This window comes from Streptomyces venezuelae (assembly GCF_008642355.1).
GTDB lineage: Bacteria > Actinomycetota > Actinomycetes > Streptomycetales > Streptomycetaceae > Streptomyces > Streptomyces venezuelae_B.
On sequence record NZ_CP029193.1, the window covers coordinates 6,375,060 to 6,393,481 of the forward strand.

The window sequence follows — 18,422 nt, forward strand, 5'->3', positions numbered from 1 at the left end:
CACCCGAGGTGACGGAGGCGCCCGGAGCGGTCTCGGCCCCGTGCCCGGTACGCCCGTTCCCGCTCTCCGCGGACTGCTCGGCACGGCCGCCGCCCGCTTTCGCGGGGGTGCGCTTCTTGGCGGACGTGCGGGGTGTCTTGGGGGCGGATGCTGGTTTGTCGGTGGTTTTCGCGTCGGGGGTGGCATCCGGCTTCGGGTCCGGGGCGGCCCCGGGGGTATGGCTGGGGGCGGGGTCCGGCGTCGCCTGGGGGGTGTGATGGGGGGTGGCGTAGGGGTATGCGTCGGGGCCCGGGTCCGGGGTTGGCTCAGGGGTGTGGTCCCGGGTGGTGCTCCGGGTTGGCTCAGGGGTGTCGCCCGGGGTGGCGTACGGGTTTGGCTCGGAGGTGGGGGCCGGAGTTGTGGTGTACGGGTTCGGGGTGGAGGTGGGGTTCGGGAGCGTGGCGTACGGGTTCGGGGCGGGCGTGTGGTCCGGGCCGGCGTACGGGTTCGTCTCGGTGGTGTGCGGGACGGCGGTCGCCGGGCCGAAACCGGGTGTGGGGACGGGCGCCGCTCCCGGCGCGCCCTCGGCCTCCGGGGCGGTGCTCGCCTCGTGCTCGTCGTTCGTCATCGTGCCTCGATGACGCGGACGCGGTGGTCGAAGGGGAACAGGAGCGCCGAGGGGGCCAGTTCGATGCGGTCCGTGGCGTCGCCCCTGCGGCCCGTCAGGGGGTCCGCGGGGTGGAGCAGGACCTCGTCGACGAGTTCCACGCCCGGTACCCGCTGGAGCGCGGCGAAGATCTCGCCCGCGCGCAGCGGTCGGCCGAACGGCCAGCCCTCGCGGTGCGCGCCGCCGGTCAGCGGGTCGAGGTAGGCGTAGAGGGCGTCGAGCGCCTCCGCGCGGACGCGCTCGGCGTGCGCCGCGCGGAAGGAGTGGAGCGTGGCGACCACGGTGACGCCCTGGTAGTAGGGCGGGCCGACCGAGAGGCGCGTGCCGAGGGGGCGGCGGTCGTCGAGGAACGAGGTGACGCGGGAGAGGAGTTCCTCGCCCGGCACCAGCTGCTCGAAGCGGAGCCGCCCGCCCCGGTCCGGCACCGCCTGCGGCACGACGAGGACGCGGACCGCGTTCTCCCCGGCCTCGGCGGAGTCCGCGGCCAGGCAGTGGATGCGCGCCGTCTCGGGCGCGGCCCGCCGCGCCAGCTCCTCGTAGTCGCGCGCCGTCACGGCCCGCTCCTGCGCGCGCAGCGCGATCGGCGCGCGGACCTTCGCCTCCTCGACCGTCTCGCCGTCGACACCGCCGCGCGCCGCCTCGCGGTTCTCCACGCGGGCGACGTACGGGATGGAGCTGCGCAGGACCTGGATGGCGCCGCGCGCCACGTTGCCCGTGCGGCCGCCGCCCGTGCGGTAGCGGGTCGCGCGGATCGCCGCGCCCTTCTGGGGGACGGCGCCGAACTGCCGCAGGGAGCCGTCCGGTTCGCGGACCGCGGGGCCGAACGCGATCTCGCCGGTCGCCGCGTCCAGCGTGACGTGCGGGTCGTACGGTCCGGACGAGGCGAAGTCGTCGACCACCTGCCACTCGGCCCAGCCCGACCCCTCGCCGTCGGAGACCTCCAGGACCAGCGGCGGCCGGTCGGCGACCACCGGGGCCTGGGCGAGGCGGACGCGCTGTCCGGGCACACCCGTGGAGTCGCCGAGGAGTTCGTCGCGTACGACGTCCGCGTGCGCGACACCGGTCGTGCCGCCGATGGTGAACGCGACGGCGGACCGCACGGTCGGCGACGCGCTGTAGAACGGCTGGCCCTTCGCCGCCTCCGTGACCCGGCAGCGCACCCAGCCCGCGTCCTGCCGCCCGATGCGCGAGACGATGTGCCCGGCCGGGATGTGCAGGACGACGTCGCCGGGCCGGTTGAGGCCACCGGTGGAGTCCTCGTCGACCTCGCACTCCGTCCAGCCGTCCGCGGTCCACGCCTCCCACACCAGCGGCGGCTGCCGCGGGTCGACGCCCACGCCGTCCACCCGGCTGTCGAGCTGCAGCACCGCCGCACACCGCGGCACCGCCGCGCTGAGCCCGAAGAGCAGCGTGTCGCCGGGGCGCGGCGACTCCGCGAAGACCGCCACGTCACGGCCGCCGAAGATGTCCTGCCCGCAGTCCTGGGGCGTGCTGCCGTCCTCCTGGCGCAGCACGGCCGACAGCTCGCAGGGCACCACCGTCAGATCCGCCTCGGTGGCGAAGGCCACCGCTTCCTCGGTCTCGGTGCGGCTGGTCGCCACTTCCGTGCCCGCGGGCAGGACGACCGGCTCGGGCTGCGGCGCGGACAGCCAGAACGTGACGTCCGCGCGGGCCGCGGAGGGCGGGAAGAGGGTGACGCCGAGCAGGTCGAGGAAGGCCAGGTGGTTCTTCTCCGGCACGCGGTTGAGCCGGTACACGATCTGGTCGGCCATGTGCGCGACGGCCTCGACGAGGGTGACTCCCGGGTCGGAGACGTTGTGATCGGTCCACTCCGGGCAGCGCTGCTGGATGTAGCGCTTGGCGTCGTCGACGAACTGCTGGAAGCGCCGGTCGTCGAGGTGGGGTGCGGGCAGGGCCATCGGACTTCAGACTCCGCTCTCTGATTCCGTGGACGGGATCACGTAGAAGGGAAAGACGAGAGAGCGCGGATTGTTGGTGCCGCGCACGGTGTAGCTCACGTCGATGAACAGGACGGACGGGTCGTCGGGCGCCGGGCTGACCTCGACGTCCAGGACGTCGATCCGCGGCTCCCAGCGGTCGAGCGAGGACCGCACCTCGTACCGGATCCGCCCCGCCGTCGCCTCGTTGACCGGCGCGAACACCATGTCGTGCACGGCGCAGCCGAACTCGGGCCGCATCGGGCGCTCGCCCGGCGCGGTGGCGAGCACGAGCCGGATCGACTCCTCGATCTCGCGCTCGCGCCGGGCCAGCGCGATGCCGCCCCCGGCGTTGATGCGCAGCGGAAACGTCCAGCCCGCACCGACGAACTGCTCACTCATGGTCAGTGGCCCCCTCGACCCTGGACTCGACGCTAGAAAGGAATGCCATTGCGCAGCACGGCGGGTGCGGTCAGGGTGACGGTCGCCGGTGACGTGATGGCCGCGGCGGCACCCGCGTTGACGGCGACCGCGCCCGCGGCGGTCACGGAGACCGCGCCGACCGCGTTGACGGCGACGGCACCCGCCGACTTGAGGCTGACGACGCCGGTCGCGTTGATGTCCGCCATGCCGCCCGCGTTGACGCCGAACTTGGCGCCCGCCTTGATGTCGACCGCGCCGCCCGCGCTCATCGTCAGCGAACCGCCCGCGGTCAGCGACAGGTTGCCGCCCGCCCTGATGCTGACGTTGCGGGTCCCCGAGATGGACACCGTGCCGTCGCTGCGGATGGTCACGCTGGTCCGCGCCTCGTCCATGTGGACGGTGAGGCGGCCGTTGCCGGTCTGCAGCCGGATGCCGCTCTTCATACGGGACTTGGCGTCCACGAGCTCCATGGTGTGGCCGCTGCGCGAGGAGACGGACCGCCAGTTGACCCGGCCGCTGGTCGGGTCGATCGGCTGCAGCCCATCCGTGTTGGGCGTCGGCTTGTCCCGCCCGTTGTACAACCCGGCCAGCACATAGGGGTGTTCGAGCGATCCCCGGTCGAAGGCGACAAGCACCTCGTCACCGACCTCGGGCAGCATCAACCCGCCGCCCCGGACGCCGCCCAGCTGCGCGATACGGCACCAGTCGCTCTCGTACGTGTCCGAGAGCCACGGGAAACGCAGCTTGACCCGGTTCATCCGCAACGGGTCCTTCGCGTTGCTGACCAGCGCCATCGCGACACCCGGCATCGGCGGCGCGGCATCCGCGCCGCCCGAGGCGAGACCGTACAGGGAACGGAACTGGCGCCCCGAGACGGTCAGCCACGTCGTGAACGGCCGCCCGGACTCGAAGAGGTGCCGCACCCCGGTCGCCGTGTACTTCCCCTCGAAGGGGAACCCCGCCCCCTTCAGCGCCACGGGCCGCCCCGGCCGCAGGTCGGGGTTGCCGGTGACGGCGACCTCCACCTCGGCGAACGACCCCGCCACGTCGTCCGCGAGCGACCGGGCGGCGTGTGTGACCTGCGCCTGTGTCGTGTACGGCCACCCCGTCTCCGTCAGCTCCGCCTTGCCGAAGGGCTGCGACAGCTGCGCGGGCGTGATGTCGGTGACGATGTCCTTGCTGCGGACCGCGGGGGACTGCGCGGACAGGGCGCGCTTGGCCCGCATGTCCCAGCCGCGCACCCCGGCCGTCGCGACCTGGCCCGCCGCGGTCACCGCGACACGGCTGTGCAGCGCGTTGTGCCCGAATTCGACGACGTACGGGCTCTGCGCGGCCGGTGTCGAGTCGGACGGCGCGCCGGACGCGGGCGCGAGCTTCGCGAAGCACAGCTTGCCGTCCTCGTCGAAGGACAGGTGCGTGTCGTTCTCCTGCGCGAGCCGGGACAGGAAGTCCCAGTCGGTGATGTTCGGCTGGGTCGCCAGTTCGTACACCGTCGGTGTCGACTCGATCTTCCCCAGCTGCACCTTGTTGGCGGCGGCGACGCGGCGCACGATGTCGGACGCCGTCATGTTCGGGAAGCCCTGCACGCGGCGGTTGCGGAGCAGCCGGTGCCCCGGGTCGTAGCCGCGCACGACGAGCTGCTTGCCGCCGCCGTCCGAGTCGACCTCCAGGGCGGTGACCTCACCGGTCAGCATCGGCTTGCCGCGCACACCGTCCGTGAACGGGCACAGCACGGCCTTGGCGCCCACCTTGATCTGCGGGAACTTCTCCAGGATGTCCCCGCCCTCGTCGACGAAGGTCAGCTGGAAGGCGGACGGCACGTTCACACTGGCGTCCACCCAGCCCTCCACGAGCAGCACGGCGAGCTTGTCGGGCAGGACGGATCCGCCGATCTCGGCGTGCAGGACGCTCGTGTACGTCTTCTCACTCATCAGGACTCCACGTGCGCGGGGGTGGTGACGGGGCCGGGCCGGGCCTCGTCGGCGGCGGGCAGCAGCAGCTCGGTGCCGGGCCGCAGCCGCATCGGGTCGTCGATGTCGTTGGCCTCGGCGATCAGCCGCCAGCGGGTGGCGTCCCCGTACTCCCGCCACGCCAGCGACGCCAGGGAGTCACCCGCGACCGTGCGGTGCACGCGGCGCGCGGAGAGCGCGCCGGACGTCGGGTTCTGCCCCTTGGTGGGCATCGACACCTCGGTCAGCGCGAGCGAGCACGTGGCACGGATGGGTTCACCGGTCGGGTTGAACAGGGTGTACGTGGCGCTGACATTGGTCACGTACGCCACGAACTGCACGGTGTTGAACGACCCCCACGAGAACCGCACCCACGGCGGGGAGGGCCGCTTGGAGCTGACGCTCTGCGGCGTCACCTCGCAGCACGACAGGAGCAGCTCGACCTGCTTCTGCACCTTGCCCGAGTTGGGCGTCCCGGAGGAGTCGAGAAACACCTCCAGCTGGAGGGTGGCGGGGGCGGCACCGGTGAACTTGGGCGGCGCGCCGCGCGTATAGGCCACCGCACGCTGCGTACGCCACTCCGCCGACCGCGCCAACTGCAGCTGCGTCGGATTGAACTGGAACTCCGCCTCTCCGATCCGCCCGCCCATCGACCCGCCGAGGTCGGTGGGCGGCTGGTGGATGGCGAGCGCGGCGCGCACGAGGCTGGCGCCGGCCTTTCCGCCGGTCGGCGCGGCCATCTCAGGCACCTCCCGCGTCGGTGAACCCGTGGTGCGCGATCTCCAGCGTCTCCGTCGCCACGGCGGGACTGTCCGGACTCAGGCTCGGCCCCTGCCAGCGCACGGGCAGCACCTCGACGAGCCCCCACTGCGCGACGATCGAACCGTCCGCGCGCAGCGCCGCGATCTGCGCGGTCGGCCGCGAGATCCCCGTCGCGATGGACGAGATCCACGCCGCCACGCGCGACGTGTCGGCGGTCAGCGGCCGGGTCAGCCGGATCGTGGAGAAGGTCACGCGGGTCGGCAACTGCCAGACGAACCCGTTGTTGCCGCCCTCCTGGCGCTGCTCCACCTCCACCTCGGAGGAGAGCCCGTCGCACCCGTTGAACAGGCCGAGGTCCTGGCCGTCGATGGTGAGCTTGAAGAAGACGGTGGAGCCGGGGTCCTTGGGCGAGGGCATGGTTTCTCTTTGCTGTGGAGGTGGCGTGGGATCGTTCTGATGGCGGTCGGCCGACGGCTAGCGGCCGTGGTCGCGGAGTCGGCCGACCCGTTCGCGGTCGCTGCGCAACTCCGCGCGGAGCAGCCGCGACAGCGGAGCGAGGAGCCGCCGCGCGAGGTCGTCGAGGTCGGCGGGCGTGGCGGATTCGGCGGCGGGACCGGATGCGGCGTGCTCGGACGGGGCGGGGGCCGGCGGCTTGGTCTCCGCGGGGGCGGGGCGGGGGGCGGCCGGGGCGGGTTGCAGAGGGATGGACACGTGCTGCCGCGGCGCTTGGGGCTGTGACTGGGGCTGTGGTTCGGGCTGGGTGGGTGCGGTGCGTCGTTGGACGGGGGGCGCGGGGGTGGGCGCGGTACGCACCTGGGGCCTGGCGGGGCCGGGCGTGTGACGGGGCGCGGGGGCGCCGGGCTTGGCGAGGGGTACGACGACGGGGGCGACGCCGCTGCTGGACGCGTGCGGGTGCGTTGCGGCGCGGGGTGCGGGGGTTGCCGACTTTTGCAGGGGCACGGGGGCGGGCGCGGGTGCTGCCTGAGGGCGCGGTCCCGTCACCGGGGCGGGTGACGTGCTTGTGGTGTGCGGCGTCAGGCCCCGGGCGGGGGAGAGGGGGTACTGCTCGACGGCGGGCCGGTGACTGCCGGGTGCCACACGGCGGTTGATCGGGACGACGGGGAGCGGGTGGCGTCGCGGCTGATGCTGCTTCGGGGCGGGCGAGGGTGAGGGCGCGGGTGCGGGTTCGCCGGTCGGCGTAGGGGCAGGCGTCGTCGGTGAGCCGCCTGCCGACGACTGCTGGACCGGGGCCACGGGTGTGGGGGCAGCTGTGGGAGCCGGTGCGGGTGCCGTGGCGGCCGACCGCTGCACGGGTGGCACGGGGGCGCCGATGGCGGTGCGGCGGGGGCGGGACTGGTTGCTCGCCGCGGAGGCCACGGGCGGTGAGGGTACGTCGCCGGCAGGCCGTTGCACGGGAGGCGCGGGAGGTACGGGGGCGCCGGTGCTGGTGTGGTGCGGTTGGTTCTGGGGGTCGGTCGTGGGGGCGGGAGCGGGTACGGCGTTCGCCGACCGCTGGACGGGGGGCAGGGGTGCGCCGATCGCCGTGCGGCGCGGGCGCGTCCGGCCGGTCGCCGTGGGGCCCGCGTTCGTCGGCCTGTCGTCGGCCGGGGCGGGGCGGGGGTGGCCGTTGCCCGGTGCCATGGGCGTGGGTGCCGCGCTCGTCGACTTCTGGGAGGGCGCGACCGGTCCGTTGACCGGACTGCGGTTGCTCGCCCTGGGAGTGGACGTGGGTGTGGGGTCGGGCGCGGGGCCGTTGGTCGCCGTCCGCTGGGCGGCGGGCGCGTGCGGCGCGCTCTGCGGCGCGGGCGCGTCGGCCGTGGATTTGTGAGGGGGGCTCACAGGTGCCGGGGCGGGCGTCGACGTGGGTGCGGGGCCGCTGTTCGCCGCGCGCTGGACGGCAGCCTGGCGCGGGAGGTTCTGCGCTGCCGGGCTGCTCGTCGTGGGGGCGGACGCGGGGGCGTCGTCGGCCGTCCGTGGGACGGGGGCCTGGTGCGAGGCGTTCTGCCGGGCGGGCGTCTGCGTGGGGGTGCCCGCCATGGGCGTACTGGTCGCCGTTCGCTGAGCGGGGGGCCGGACTGGCGTGTTCTGCGGTGCGGGCGTCTGCGTCGGGGTGCCGGTCGTGGGAGCGGTGGTCGTCGTCCGCTGGGCCGGGGCCTGGCGCGTGTTCCGGGGTGTGGGCGTTTCCGCGGGGGTGCTCGCCGCGGGTGTGTTGGTCGCCGTCGGTTGGGCGGGGGCTTGGTGCTGGGTGCTCTGTGGGGCAGGCGCTTGCGTGGGAGCGGCTGCGGAGGGAGCGGTGGTCGTCCTCCGCTGGACCGGGGCCGCCTGGGACGTGCTCTGGGGTACGGGCGTCTGCGCGGGGGTGCCGGCCGAAGGCGTGTTGGGCGCCGTCCGCTGGACGGGGGTCTGGCGAGGGGAGCTCTGGGGTGCGGGTGTCTGCGCGGGGGAACTGGTCGTCGTTCGCTGGGCCGGGGCCTGGCGCGTGTTCCGGGGTGTGGGCGTTTCCGCGGGTGTGTTGGTCGCCGTCGGTTGGGCGGGGGCTTGGTGCTGGGTGCTCTGCGGGGCAGCCGCTTGCGTGGGAGCGGCTGCCGAGGGAGCGGTGGTCGTCGTCCGCTGGACCGGGGCCTGGGGCGGGGTGCTCTGTGGGGTGGGTGTCGGCGCGGGGGAGCCTGCCGTGGGGGCGGCGGGCGCCGGCCGACGGGCGGGGGTCTCGTGCGGGGCGCTCCGCGACGCGGACGTGTCCGTTGGGGTCTGGTGCGGGCGGCTGTTCGCGGCCGGGGTACTCGCCGTGGGCGCGGAGGCGTTGGCCGCCGTCCGCTGGACGGGTGCCGGGCGCGGGGTGTTCCGCGGTGCGGACGGCTCCGCGAGAGCGCCTGCTGTGGGGACGGTGGTCGCCGTCCGCTGGACGGGCTTCTCGCGAGGCGCGGTGCTCTGCGGTGCGGTGCTCTGCGGTGCGGGCGCGTCCGACGTGCCCTGACGCGAGCCGCTCTTCGGCGCCTTGCCACTCGCCGCGGACGCAGGCGCGTCTGTCGCGGGCTCATGCGTACGGCCCTTGGGCGCCGGGGAGCTCGCCGCAGGGGCGGGCGCGGGAGTGTCCGTCGCCGTCCGCTGGACCGGTGCCTGGCGCGGCGTGCTCTGCGGTGCGGGCGCGCTCGCCGAGGGGGCAGGGGCAGGCGCAGGGGCAGGACTGGGCGTCGACCGCGGGGCGGGCGGCTGCGGCACGGCGCTCTGCGGCGCAGGAGCCGCGGCGGCACCGGGCGGAGTACCCGTGCCCGCCTGCGCGCGCTGGACCCTGCGGATGCGAGGCCGTCGCTGTACGGGCTCAACGGGGGAATTCGCCCGTACAGCGACGGTGTCCGGGGCCGCGGACGCGGCAGGAGCCCCCGGGCCGGTAGGGGGTACCGGCCCGGGGACATCGGTGGGCGGAGCGTCGGGCGCGACGACGCCCCGCGCGGCGGGGTTCGGCGTCGTACGCGCCGCCCCGACAGGGAACAGCTGGCGCTGCGGCGTCACGCCCGGCGCCGCCGACACGAGCGGGGAACGCCGGGTCGTACGCGACGGCCGCGCCACAGCAGGGCTGCTCGCCGACGCGGGCACCGACCGCGCGGCCGTGGACCGCTGCACCGGCGCCGCGGCGGACGGGGACGTGGACGTGGACCCGATGCCACCCGCCTCGGGAGGCGTGGTCTGCCCCTCCGTGCCGGCCGCCGCCTCGCCGGCCCCTCGTACCGGCAGCTGGAGCGAGGGCAGGTCGAGGTCGCCCGGTCGGCCCGCCACCGGCGTCAGGACGCCGTGCAGCAGGCCTCCGGGCGCGGAGGCACGTACCGCATGCCCCAATTCCCCTCCGAAGGACGGGTTCTGGTGCGTGGCGAGCATCGCGCCGAACCCCTGCTCGGCGACCGTCCGCGGCGCCGCGAGCACACGCTGGACCGGCGGCACGGCGGCCCACCCGCCACCGCCACCGCCGCCACCGACGACGTCGGCACCGGATGCGGCACCAGAGCCGGACTCCGCGGAGGCAACTTCTGGAGCCGCCGGACCGGCCGCACCGGATGCCTCCGCACCCGGCGCCCCCGTCTCGCCCCGCGACCCCCGCCGCCACTTGAACAAGCCCATCACTTACCTCGACTCACCGACCGGTCGCCTTCGCCTCCGCCTGCTCCACCAAGGTGGCGGTCCGCGCCACGTACGCGCGCCGGTCCGCGTGTTCGAGGTCGAGGATGTCGTCCATGCCCCAGTGGAAGTGGTAGGCGAGGTACGCGACTTCCTCCTCGATGCGGTCGGCCGCGTACGTCACGATTCCCCCAGGCGGCTCCCGGCCAGCTCCACCTCGAAGGACTCCGAGCAGTGCGGGCAGGCCACCGCCGCACGGGTGTGGCCCTCCGCGTTGATCTGCCGGTAGAAGTCCTGGAGGAAGGCCAGGTCGGAGGCGAACATGTTCTCCACCGTGCCGTCGTGGACGGAGCCGAGCGTGCCGAGCCGGGTGATGACCCGGCCCAGCAGCACCACGGACAGGTAGGCGGGGTTCTCGCGCACGCGGACGTCCCGCAGCGGCACCAGTTCGTCACGTGCCGTCGCGAGCCGCATCGCGCCGTTGCGGTGCACGGTGCCGGACTCGTCCACGAAGCCGCGCGGCAGCTCGAACTCGAACTCCGTACGCAGCGGTTCGCGGACGCCCGTCACCGCGCCGGGCACCGTGCCCGCGCCCGCAGCCGTCCCCGCCGGGCCCTCGCGCCGCATTATTCGATGACCAGCTCTTCGAAGACGATGGTGACCTGCTCGGTCAGCGCGGCGGCGTCGCCCGCCTTGACCCCGCTGGTCTCCACCTTGCTGCACCAGGCGTTGCGCAGGTTGTAACGCTTCACCGGGTTGTTCTGGTAGTCCATCATCATGATCGTCGCGTTCTTGCGCGCCGAACCCATGTCGCCCGCGATGGACTTGTTGATCCACTCGCTGAAGACGGGGCTCTGCGTCATGCCGCGCGTGACCGTGCACTCGCCGGCCTTCTTCACGCCGGGCATCTTCTTCACGACGGGCTTTCCGTCCGCAGACACCTGCTGGTACTCGATGACGTCCTGCTCCATGGACAGGCCGCTGACCTCCTGGAGGTACTCGACCATGACGCCGTCGATCTGGAGGCCGAAATTGTGTGTGGTGAGGGCGTCACCGGGCTGCAGAGACAAGGGGTTTCACTCCTGTTGTGATGGTTCTCGGGGGACGTGCGGTGGGACGCGGACTACTCCTCCAGCTCGCCGCCCCCGCCGGAGAACTGCGCGAGCCGGAACACCACGAACTCGGCGGGCTTGACCGGCGCGATGCCGATCTCGCAGACGACCCGGCCGAGGTCGACCGACTCCGGCGGGTTGGTCTCCTCGTCGCACTTGACGTAGAAGGCGTCCTCGGGGCGCGCGCCGAACAGGGCGCCCGAGCGCCACTCGTTGACCAGGAACGCCGAGACGTTGCGGCGGATGCGCGCCCACAGGGCGTGGTCGTTCGGCTCGAACACCACCCACTGCGTGCCGATGAGGATCGACTCTTCGAGGTAGTTGAAGTAGCGGCGCACGTTCAGGTAGCGCCACGCCGGGTCGGACGCCATCGTGCGCGCGCCCCACACGCGGATGCCGCGGCCCGGGAAGGCGCGGATGCAGTTCACGCCGATCGGGTTGAGCAGGTCCTGCTCGCCGCGGGTGATCTGCAGGTCCAGGTCGACCGCGCCGCGCACGATCTCGTTGGCCGGCGCCTTGTGCACGCCGCGCTCGGCGTCGTTGCGCGCCCAGATGCCCGCCATGTGGCCGGACGGCGGCACGACCACCGACTGCCCCGACGCCGGGTCGAAGGACTTGATCCAGGGGTAGTAGAGAGCGGCGTAGCGCGAGTCGTAGCCGGCCAGCTCCTGGCGCCACTGCCGGACCTGGCGGGCGTTCAGCGACGGCGGCGGGTCGATGATGGCCATCCGGTCGCCCATCAGCTCGCAGTGCGAGATGAGGCCGAGCTGGACCGCCTTGACCTGCTCCTCGTCGATGATGCCCTGCTGGTAGGCGGCCATCAGGTCGGGCACCGCGACCATGTTGATCTCGTCGAGGGCCTCCAGGCCGCCGAAGCCGGTGCGGTCCGAGGAGTCGCCGATGAACTGGGCGGTCTCGATGCGCGACACCTGGCCGTTCGCGTCGGGCACGGCGGGGGCGGCGGGCGCCGGGGGCGCCAGGGTCACGGTCTGCGCGTCGGGCTTGGCCAGCTGGCCGCCCGCCGTGGAGGCCTCCTCCAGGGCGATCGTCTTGGAGCGCTGCCTGACCTGCGTGACCACGTAGTTGCGGGCGGTCTTCTTCGCGCTGACGTCGAAGTTCTCGACGACCTTGTCGCCGTCCTTGACGATCAGCTTGAAGCGGTCGGCGGCACCCTCGCCCTCGCCGTCCTGCACCTCGACGGTCAGCGCGCCGCCGTCCGTGGTGCCCGCGGTGATGGCCGACACGGTGAACGCGCCGAGCGCCACGGGCTCGCCCGCGGTGAGCTCCTTGGGGGCCTGCGTCCGCGTCGGCTGCGCGGGGGCCTGCTGCTGCGACTCGGCCGCGTCGGTGCCGCCGACGCGCACGATGTACGCGGCGCTGCCGCCGTTGTTGAAGAACCCGTACACGGAGTGCGCCAGGTAGTACCCGTCCGTGAACTCGCCGAACGCGGCCACGTACTGCGACCAGTTGGTCACCAGCGTCGGCTCGTTGAGCGGTCCCCGCGGCGCAAGGCCGACGAAGGCCGCGACGGAGGTGCCGACGCCTTCGATGGGGCGCGAACCGCTGGCGACTTCCTCGATGTAGACGCCGGGGGACAGGTAGTTGGGCATGCTGCTGTGCTCCAAGGCTCGAGGGGTGGCGAGGGTGTGGCGGGCGGACCGGCGATGCGCCGGTGCGGCTGCCGCTCGTTCCCCCTGTGTGCCGGCCGTATGCCGGTCCCCGCTGGTTCGTACCTTGTCGACGATGTCTCACGCGCGGGCCGGTGCGTAGAGACGGAAGGACGTCAGTGAGGGCAGATGCCGCTGCCCGTTCAGCCGCCGGGCGGACGCCTCCGACCTGTGCGTTCGTCGCGGTGGCCGGGCGTACCGGGGAGGCCCGGGGTGCGTTGCCCGTCCGGTCACCGGTGTGGAGGCGGAGGGCAAGCCGGGGGCGGGGCAGCGGGTGGGATGAAGGGACGCCGTCGTGCGGGCGCGGCCGAATGTGAATGGTCGGTGGCGCATATGCCACGCCCGGGGTGCCCGGCACGTCAACACCTGGTCAACATGGGGGCGCAAGTGACCCGCACGAGTCGGGGGACCGCTGGGGCTGACGTAACGTTTGGTGCGTACGGCCATCCGTGGCGCGTACGAACGGGCACTTCGCGGTGCGTCACAGGGCAAGGAGTGCGGGCTGACAATGCGGGGCGACGCGGGCGGCCGCACGGGCCGGGACGGCGGGAACGGCGACGAGGCCGACCGGGGTGACCTGGGCGGGCCGTTGTGGTTCCAGGTCCTCGGGCCGGTGCGGGCCTGGCGCGACGGGCAGGCCCTGACGCTCGGGTCCCCGCAGCAGCGTGCGACGCTGGCCGCGCTGCTGCTGCGCGGTGGGCGGCCGGTGTCGGCGGCGGAGCTGGTGGACGCGCTGTGGGACGAGTCGCCGCCGCCGCGGGCGATCGGCACGCTGCGCACGTACGTCTCCCGGCTGCGTACCCTCCTCGAACCGGACCGGCGTGCCCGCGAGCCCGCGCGCATCCTGGTCTCGGCGGGCGACGGCTACGCACTGCGCGTCCCACGCGGCGCGCTCGACGCGAACGAGCTCGAGGACCGGGTCGCGGCGGCGCGCTCGCTGCGTGGCGCCGGTGAACTCTCCGTCGCGCACGCCGAGTTGACGGCCGCCCTCGCCCTCTCCGACGGCGCGCCGCTGGCCGGGCTGCCCGGACCGTACGCGCGGCGTCAGCGGGACCGGCTCACCGAACTCACCGTCACCGCGCAGGAGGAGTTCTTCGCCTGCGCGCTCGAACTCGGCTGCCACGGTGAGACGATCGCTCCCCTCAGCGTCTTCGCCGCCGAACACCCGCTGCGCGAGCGCGCACAAGCTCTCCTGATGCTGGCCCTGCACCGGGGCGGGCGGCGTGCGGACGCGCTCGCGGCGTACGAGACGACGCGCCGCATGCTCGCTACGGAGCTCGGCGTGGACCCGGGCAAGGAACTCACGACGCTCCACAGTGCTCTCCTCGGTGGCACCCCGTTGCCCCCGACAGCCCTCCCGTGGCCCGGCCCCGGCCCTTCCGCACACACGACGCGGTCCTACATCGCCGCCCGGCGCCAGGGGATGTCCGGGCGCCCGGCCGGGGTGCAGGACTGGGCACCCGAGGCGGGGTCCGGCGGGGCGCCCGGAACGGGGACGGCATCCGGCGTCGTGTCCGGCACGGCATCCGATGCGATGTCCGGCTCGCCGAGTGGCACGGCGCCCGATGCGATCTCCGGCACGGAGCCCGGGGTGGCCTCCGGCTCGCCCAGCAGCACGGTGTCCGGTGCGGTGTCCGGCACGGCCGGTGGTGCGGAATCCGGCGCGGAGCCCCGCACGACCGGCGGCACGGCACCCGGCGCGATACCCCGTACCGCCCCCGGCACAGAACCCCCCGCCCCCGCCGAACCCCCCGCCCTCATACCCGCGCCCTCACCGGCCGCCCCTCCCGCCGACCTCACCGCCCGCCCCCTCCCCCTCGGCACCCCCGCCCCCAGCACGGGTCCGCCCCCAGCCCCGTCCGTACCGCCGCCGCTCCCCTCACCCCCGCCCAGCTGCTCCCCGACGTGCCCGACTTCGCGGGGCGGGAAGCCGAGGCGAGGGTGTTGACCGAGACGTTGCGGGCGGCCGTGGCCGGGAGTGCGATGGCCGTGGCCACGCTCACCGGGCTCGGCGGCGTGGGCAAGACCGCCCTGGCCGTGCACGTCGCCCACGCCTTACGGGACGAGTTCCCCGACGGACAGCTCTACGTCGACCTGCGCGGCGCCGACGCCGCGCCCGGCGTGGACAGCGGCAGCGCGCTCACCGGGTTCCTGCGCGCGCTCGGCGTACCCGAGAGCGCCGTGCCCGATGGGCTGGACCAGCAGACCGCCCTCTATCGCTCGCTCCTCGCCGGACGCCGCGTCCTCGTCTTCCTCGACAACGCCCGCGACACCGCGCAGGTGCGGCCGCTGCTGCCCGGCGCGCCCGGCTGCGCGGTCCTCGTGACCAGCCGCTCGCGGACGATCACCCTGCCCGGCGCGCGCCTCGTCGACGTCGAGACGATGGACGAGCGGCAGGCACTCGGCCTGCTCGACGCCATGCTCGGCGCCGAGCGTGTGGCCGCCGAGCGGGACGCCGCACGCGAACTCGTCGCCGTCTGCGGCGGGCTGCCCCTCGCCGTCCGCATCGCCGCCGCCCGCCTCGCCTCACGGCCGGGTCGCCCCATGGCCGACCTCGTGGCGCGGCTGCGCGACGAGCGCCGCAGGCTGGACGAGCTGCGGGTGGCTGATCTGGGCGTCGAGGCCACCTTCCGGCTCGGGTACGAAGCCCTGGAACCGGAGCTCGCCCGCGCCTTCCGCATGGTCTCGCTCTGCTACATGCCGTCCTTCTGCCGCGGCGCGGCGGGCGCCCTGCTGGGTGTCGGCGAGGAGGAGGCCGAGCAGGCCGTCGAGCGGCTGGTCGACGCCGGGCTCATGGAACTGCACGGCGAGGACCGCTACCGCTTCCACGACCTCGTACGCCTCTTCGCGCGCCGCCAGTGCGAGCTGCGCGAGAGCGCGGCCGAACGCGCCGCGGCCCGGCTGCGCTTCCTCGACTACGTCCTGGCCACCGTCATCACGGCGATCCGCCGCACGAAGCCGCACAGCGTGCTGCCCGAGCTGCTGCACCGGCCCGACTCGGCGGGCAAGGCGCTGCCCGACGAGGCCGCCGCGCACGACTGGCTGGTCGTCGCGCACTCCCGGTTGTGCGACGCGGCGGAGAACGCGCTGCGGCACGTACCGGACGAGGTGGACGAGGCCACCGATCAGGGCACCCCGGGTCCCTCCACCCCGCCCGGTCTCCGCCCCGTCGTCGACCTGCTCACCGCCTGGTCCCACCTCATCGCCGGCACCGCACGCCACCGCGACCTGGAGCCCCTCGCCGAACTGGCCCTGCGCACCGCCCGCCGACACGGCGACGACCGGTCGGCCGCCCGCGCGCTGCGGCTGCTCGGCGCGCCGCACTACGGCACGGAGACGTACGGCCGCGCCGAACAGGCGCTCCGCGAGAGCCTGCACCTCGCCGCGGGCTGCGGTGACCTCCTCGTCGGCGCCGAGGGCAGCCACGAGCTGGCCATCGTCCTCATGGGCACGGGCCGGTTCGCGACGGCCCTGGAGCAACTGCGCCTGGCGTACGCGAGGTTCGGGGCGCTCGGCGGACACGACGACCGGATCCGCATCCTGTCGCACATGGCCCGCGCGTACGTCGCCCTGGGGCGGCGCCCCGCGGCGGACACCGCGATCGACGAGGCGGTGCGGCAGGCACGTAGCTCCGGCAGCACGTACACGCTCGCGCACGTCCTCTACCAGGCGGGTTGCGCGCTGCTCGCGGACGGCAGGGCGGTCGCTGCGGCGGAACAGTTGCGTGAGGCGCAGCGCCTGCACGGCAAGGCCCGCAACCCGCGCTGGGAGGCGCTGTGCTGGGCCCGTCTCGCCTACTGCGAGCTGGAGCAGGGCCGTCCCGGCGAGGCCATCCGCTGCGCGGACGCGGCGCTCGCGGCCGAGGGGGAACTCGGCGACGCGTTCTGCCACGCGCTGGCGATGGCCGCGCGGGGCCGGGCGCTGCTGGCCCTCGGCGACCTCGAACGGTCCAGGGCCGCCCTGCGGATCGCCCACCGCGTGATGGAACGCCGCGGCGCGCTGGAGGCCGCCGAGATCGCCGCCCTCCTCGCCAAGTGGCGCCCGCGCGCACCGTTCCACAGCCCGGTGCTCTCCGCGCACGGCTGAGAGCACGGGTCCCGTGCGCCCCCGTCCGCGAGGGCAGCGGGGCCTGCCCCTGACGTCGCCCTTTCGTACAAGGAGGGACCCGCAGGGGCGCTCTACCGTGCCCGTATGACGTGGTGGAACTCCCTTGACCCGGCCGCGGTGACCGTTGACCCCGGTGGCCGGGCGACCGTGCGGCTTCGCGTACGCAACACGGGAGACACCGTCGAGGAGTACCGTCTCGGGGTCGTCGGCCCGGCGGCCGGGTGGGCCCGCGTCGAGCCCGACGTGCTGCGGCTCTACCCCGGCAGCGAGGGCACCGCCGAGATCTCGTTCGCGCCGCCCCGCTCGCCCGACGCCGCCGCGGGGCCGACGCCGTTCGGCATCCGCGTCGAGCCCCGGGAGAACCCCGAGGCCCGCGACGTCGTCGAGGGGCAGGTCACCGTCGCGCCGTTCTCGGAGATCCGCGCCGAACTCCTGCCGCCCACCATCGTCGGACGCTTCCGCGGCCGGGCCTCGGTCGCCGTGGACAACCTCGGCAACACCCCGCTGACCGCGGCCCTCACCCTCCGCGACGACGCCGGTCGCCTCGCCTACGAGGTCGATCCCACCGCCATCCAAATAGCGCCGGGCCGCGCCGCGTTCGCGAATCTGACCATCCGCCCGCAGCAGGTGTTGTGGACCGGGTCCGGGCAGACGCATCCGCTCACCGTCTCCGTGCGCCGCTCCGGCGACGAGCAGGGCCACGAACTGCCCGGCAGCTTCGACCAGCGGCCCGTCCTGCCCCGCAGACTGCTCGCCGCCGGCGGCGTGCTCGCGGCGCTCGCCGTCGCGTCCGTCGTGGCGTGGCTGACCTACGCCCCCGACTTCGACGGCTCGGCACGCGAGAACCAGGCGGTCGCCGCACCCGCCGCCGTCCCGCAGGGCGGCGAGAAGGACAGCCTCGACGACGCTCCCGCGCCTCCGAAGGGGGAGAAGGGCGGCGGTGGTGGTGGTCATGGCGGCGCCGACTCAGGCTCCGGCGGCACCGGCGGCGGGACCAGCGGCGGCGGTTCCGGCGACGGCGGCTCATCGGGCGGCGGCGCCGGAGAGGCCGAAGGGGGCGGCAACGGCGGCGGCGAGGACGTCGTGTCGGACGGCGGCAGCCGCAAGGCACGCACCGGCCCGCCCTGGCGCCGCGGCTACGCGCCGGACGTCGTCGTCGAGTACGCCCAGCACCGCCTCGCCGCCCTCGGTTCGAAGAATCCCTGCACGCTGACAGGCCACTGGACGCCCGGCGTCATCGACTCCAACACAGAGGCGAAACTCATCTGTTACCAGAAGGCCGTGGTTCGCACCGGCCAGAACTCCGGGAACAACACCGCTCAGATCTTCGAGACGGACGACGTGGGCACGCTGGGCCGTGCCACCCTCACCTCGCTGTGGGCGCAGGGCATCCGGCCCGACGCCGTGCGGTCCGGCGCCGACACCTGGGAGGTCGTACAGCTCCAGGCCGCGTTCTGGTGGGCCTCGCAGGCCGGCATCAGCGACGAGGACCTGGACCGCGACCGGGCGTACGCCGAGCACGGCGTCGCCTACTTCAAGAACGGCCGTAGCGCACCCACCACGGCCCGGTACAACAAGAACACGGCGGCACACATCAAGGACTACCAGGCCTCCGTCGGCCTCCCCGAGACCGGCACGGCCGACAGCGCGACCCTGCGGGCCCTCGTCGGCGGCAGCGTCCACCACCCCGGCGTGACGGGGCGGTGAGC

Annotated in this window: 16 protein-coding genes; 6 read left to right on the forward strand and 10 right to left on the reverse strand. The window is 74.2% G+C overall.

What is annotated here, in order from left to right:
* Positions 1-603: 603 nt before the first annotated feature.
* The 6 genes from DEJ47_RS29345 to DEJ47_RS29370 are packed head-to-tail and all read right to left on the reverse strand — an operon-like array spanning position 604 to position 6,428.
* On the reverse strand, positions 604-2,565 hold the full coding sequence (locus DEJ47_RS29345) for a putative baseplate assembly protein (RefSeq protein ID WP_150173252.1): 1,962 nt from the start codon (positions 2,563-2,565) through the stop codon (positions 604-606).
* Positions 2,566-2,571: 6 nt separating this feature from the next.
* Entirely contained in the window at positions 2,572-2,985 is a 414-nt protein-coding gene (locus DEJ47_RS29350) for a GPW/gp25 family protein (protein WP_150173253.1), read from the reverse strand.
* A 32-nt stretch (positions 2,986-3,017) separates the two neighbouring features.
* Entirely contained in the window at positions 3,018-4,937 is a 1,920-nt protein-coding gene (locus DEJ47_RS29355; protein WP_150173255.1) for a VgrG-related protein, read from the reverse strand.
* Positions 4,937-5,695, reverse strand: a complete 759-nt coding sequence (locus tag DEJ47_RS29360) for a LysM peptidoglycan-binding domain-containing protein (RefSeq protein WP_150173257.1) — start codon at positions 5,693-5,695, stop codon at positions 4,937-4,939. The genes DEJ47_RS29355 and DEJ47_RS29360 overlap by 1 nt, the downstream gene beginning before the upstream one ends.
* 1 nt (position 5,696) lies before the next feature.
* The gene (locus DEJ47_RS29365) at positions 5,697-6,134 is read right to left on the reverse strand and encodes a phage tail protein (protein WP_150173259.1); all 438 of its coding nucleotides are present in this window, start codon (positions 6,132-6,134) and stop codon (positions 5,697-5,699) included.
* 57 nt (positions 6,135-6,191) lie between these two features.
* Positions 6,192-6,428: a hypothetical protein gene (locus tag DEJ47_RS29370; RefSeq protein ID WP_150173261.1), complete on the reverse strand. Its 237-nt coding sequence runs from the start codon at positions 6,426-6,428 to the stop codon at positions 6,192-6,194.
* A 766-nt stretch (positions 6,429-7,194) separates the two neighbouring features.
* On the opposite strand from DEJ47_RS29370, the gene DEJ47_RS29375 reads away from it, so the two are divergent.
* The 3 genes from DEJ47_RS29375 (at position 7,195) to DEJ47_RS29385 (ending at position 8,691) form a co-directional block, all read left to right on the forward strand.
* Positions 7,195-7,545 carry a hypothetical protein gene (locus DEJ47_RS29375; RefSeq protein ID WP_150173263.1) on the forward strand — a complete coding sequence of 117 codons (351 nt, stop codon included), beginning with the start codon at positions 7,195-7,197 and terminating at the stop codon, positions 7,543-7,545.
* A gap of 33 nt (positions 7,546-7,578) precedes the next feature.
* Positions 7,579-7,779, forward strand: coding sequence for a hypothetical protein (locus DEJ47_RS29380; RefSeq protein ID WP_150173265.1), 201 nt, complete (start codon positions 7,579-7,581; stop codon positions 7,777-7,779).
* 207 nt (positions 7,780-7,986) lie between these two features.
* On the forward strand, positions 7,987-8,691 hold the full coding sequence (locus tag DEJ47_RS29385; RefSeq protein ID WP_150173267.1) for a hypothetical protein: 705 nt from the start codon (positions 7,987-7,989) through the stop codon (positions 8,689-8,691).
* Between the two features lie 1,152 nt (positions 8,692-9,843).
* Here DEJ47_RS29385 and DEJ47_RS36640 read toward each other — a convergent pair.
* From DEJ47_RS36640 to DEJ47_RS29400, 4 genes are read right to left on the reverse strand one after another with little or no spacing between them, the layout of a single operon-like run.
* Positions 9,844-10,011 (reverse strand): DUF6760 family protein, encoded by a 168-nt coding sequence (locus DEJ47_RS36640; protein ID WP_165283553.1) that lies wholly within the window; start codon positions 10,009-10,011, stop codon positions 9,844-9,846.
* Positions 10,008-10,454, reverse strand: a complete 447-nt coding sequence (locus DEJ47_RS29390) for a hypothetical protein (RefSeq protein ID WP_150173269.1) — start codon at positions 10,452-10,454, stop codon at positions 10,008-10,010. The genes DEJ47_RS36640 and DEJ47_RS29390 overlap by 4 nt, the downstream gene beginning before the upstream one ends.
* Complete coding sequence (locus tag DEJ47_RS29395) at positions 10,454-10,897, reverse strand: phage tail protein (RefSeq protein ID WP_125515614.1); 444 nt, start codon at positions 10,895-10,897, stop codon at positions 10,454-10,456. Before DEJ47_RS29395 ends, DEJ47_RS29390 begins: the two co-directional genes overlap by 1 nt.
* A 53-nt stretch (positions 10,898-10,950) precedes the next feature.
* Entirely contained in the window at positions 10,951-12,549 is a 1,599-nt protein-coding gene (locus DEJ47_RS29400; protein ID WP_150173271.1) for a phage tail sheath family protein, read from the reverse strand.
* A gap of 565 nt (positions 12,550-13,114) precedes the next feature.
* On the opposite strand from DEJ47_RS29400, the gene DEJ47_RS29405 reads away from it, so the two are divergent.
* The 3 genes from DEJ47_RS29405 (at position 13,115) to DEJ47_RS29415 (ending at position 18,420) form a co-directional block, all read left to right on the forward strand.
* Positions 13,115-14,554 (forward strand): AfsR/SARP family transcriptional regulator, encoded by a 1,440-nt coding sequence (locus tag DEJ47_RS29405; protein WP_150173273.1) that lies wholly within the window; start codon positions 13,115-13,117, stop codon positions 14,552-14,554.
* Positions 14,551-16,692 carry an ATP-binding protein gene (locus DEJ47_RS29410; RefSeq protein WP_150173275.1) on the forward strand — a complete coding sequence of 714 codons (2,142 nt, stop codon included), beginning with the start codon at positions 14,551-14,553 and terminating at the stop codon, positions 16,690-16,692. Before DEJ47_RS29405 ends, DEJ47_RS29410 begins: the two co-directional genes overlap by 4 nt.
* A gap of 105 nt (positions 16,693-16,797) precedes the next feature.
* Positions 16,798-18,420 (forward strand): peptidoglycan-binding domain-containing protein, encoded by a 1,623-nt coding sequence (locus tag DEJ47_RS29415; RefSeq protein ID WP_150173277.1) that lies wholly within the window; start codon positions 16,798-16,800, stop codon positions 18,418-18,420.
* Positions 18,421-18,422 lie beyond the last annotated feature (2 nt).

Bases quoted from the DNA above. Each gene is read 5' to 3' on its own strand.
- DEJ47_RS29355 (WP_150173255.1), bottom strand. From the start codon at position 4,937: ATGAGTGAGAAGACGTACACGAGCGTCCTGCACGCCGAGATCGGCGGA.
- DEJ47_RS29415 (WP_150173277.1), top strand. From the start codon at position 16,798: ATGACGTGGTGGAACTCCCTTGACCCGGCCGCGGTGACCGTTGACCCC.
- DEJ47_RS29405 (WP_150173273.1), top strand. From the start codon at position 13,115: ATGCGGGGCGACGCGGGCGGCCGCACGGGCCGGGACGGCGGGAACGGC.
- DEJ47_RS29350 (WP_150173253.1), bottom strand. From the start codon at position 2,985: ATGAGTGAGCAGTTCGTCGGTGCGGGCTGGACGTTTCCGCTGCGCATC.
- DEJ47_RS29345 (WP_150173252.1), bottom strand. From the start codon at position 2,565: ATGGCCCTGCCCGCACCCCACCTCGACGACCGGCGCTTCCAGCAGTTC.
- DEJ47_RS29390 (WP_150173269.1), bottom strand. From the start codon at position 10,454: ATGCGGCGCGAGGGCCCGGCGGGGACGGCTGCGGGCGCGGGCACGGTG.
- DEJ47_RS29400 (WP_150173271.1), bottom strand. From the start codon at position 12,549: ATGCCCAACTACCTGTCCCCCGGCGTCTACATCGAGGAAGTCGCCAGC.
- DEJ47_RS29365 (WP_150173259.1), bottom strand. From the start codon at position 6,134: ATGCCCTCGCCCAAGGACCCCGGCTCCACCGTCTTCTTCAAGCTCACC.
- DEJ47_RS29360 (WP_150173257.1), bottom strand. From the start codon at position 5,695: ATGGCCGCGCCGACCGGCGGAAAGGCCGGCGCCAGCCTCGTGCGCGCC.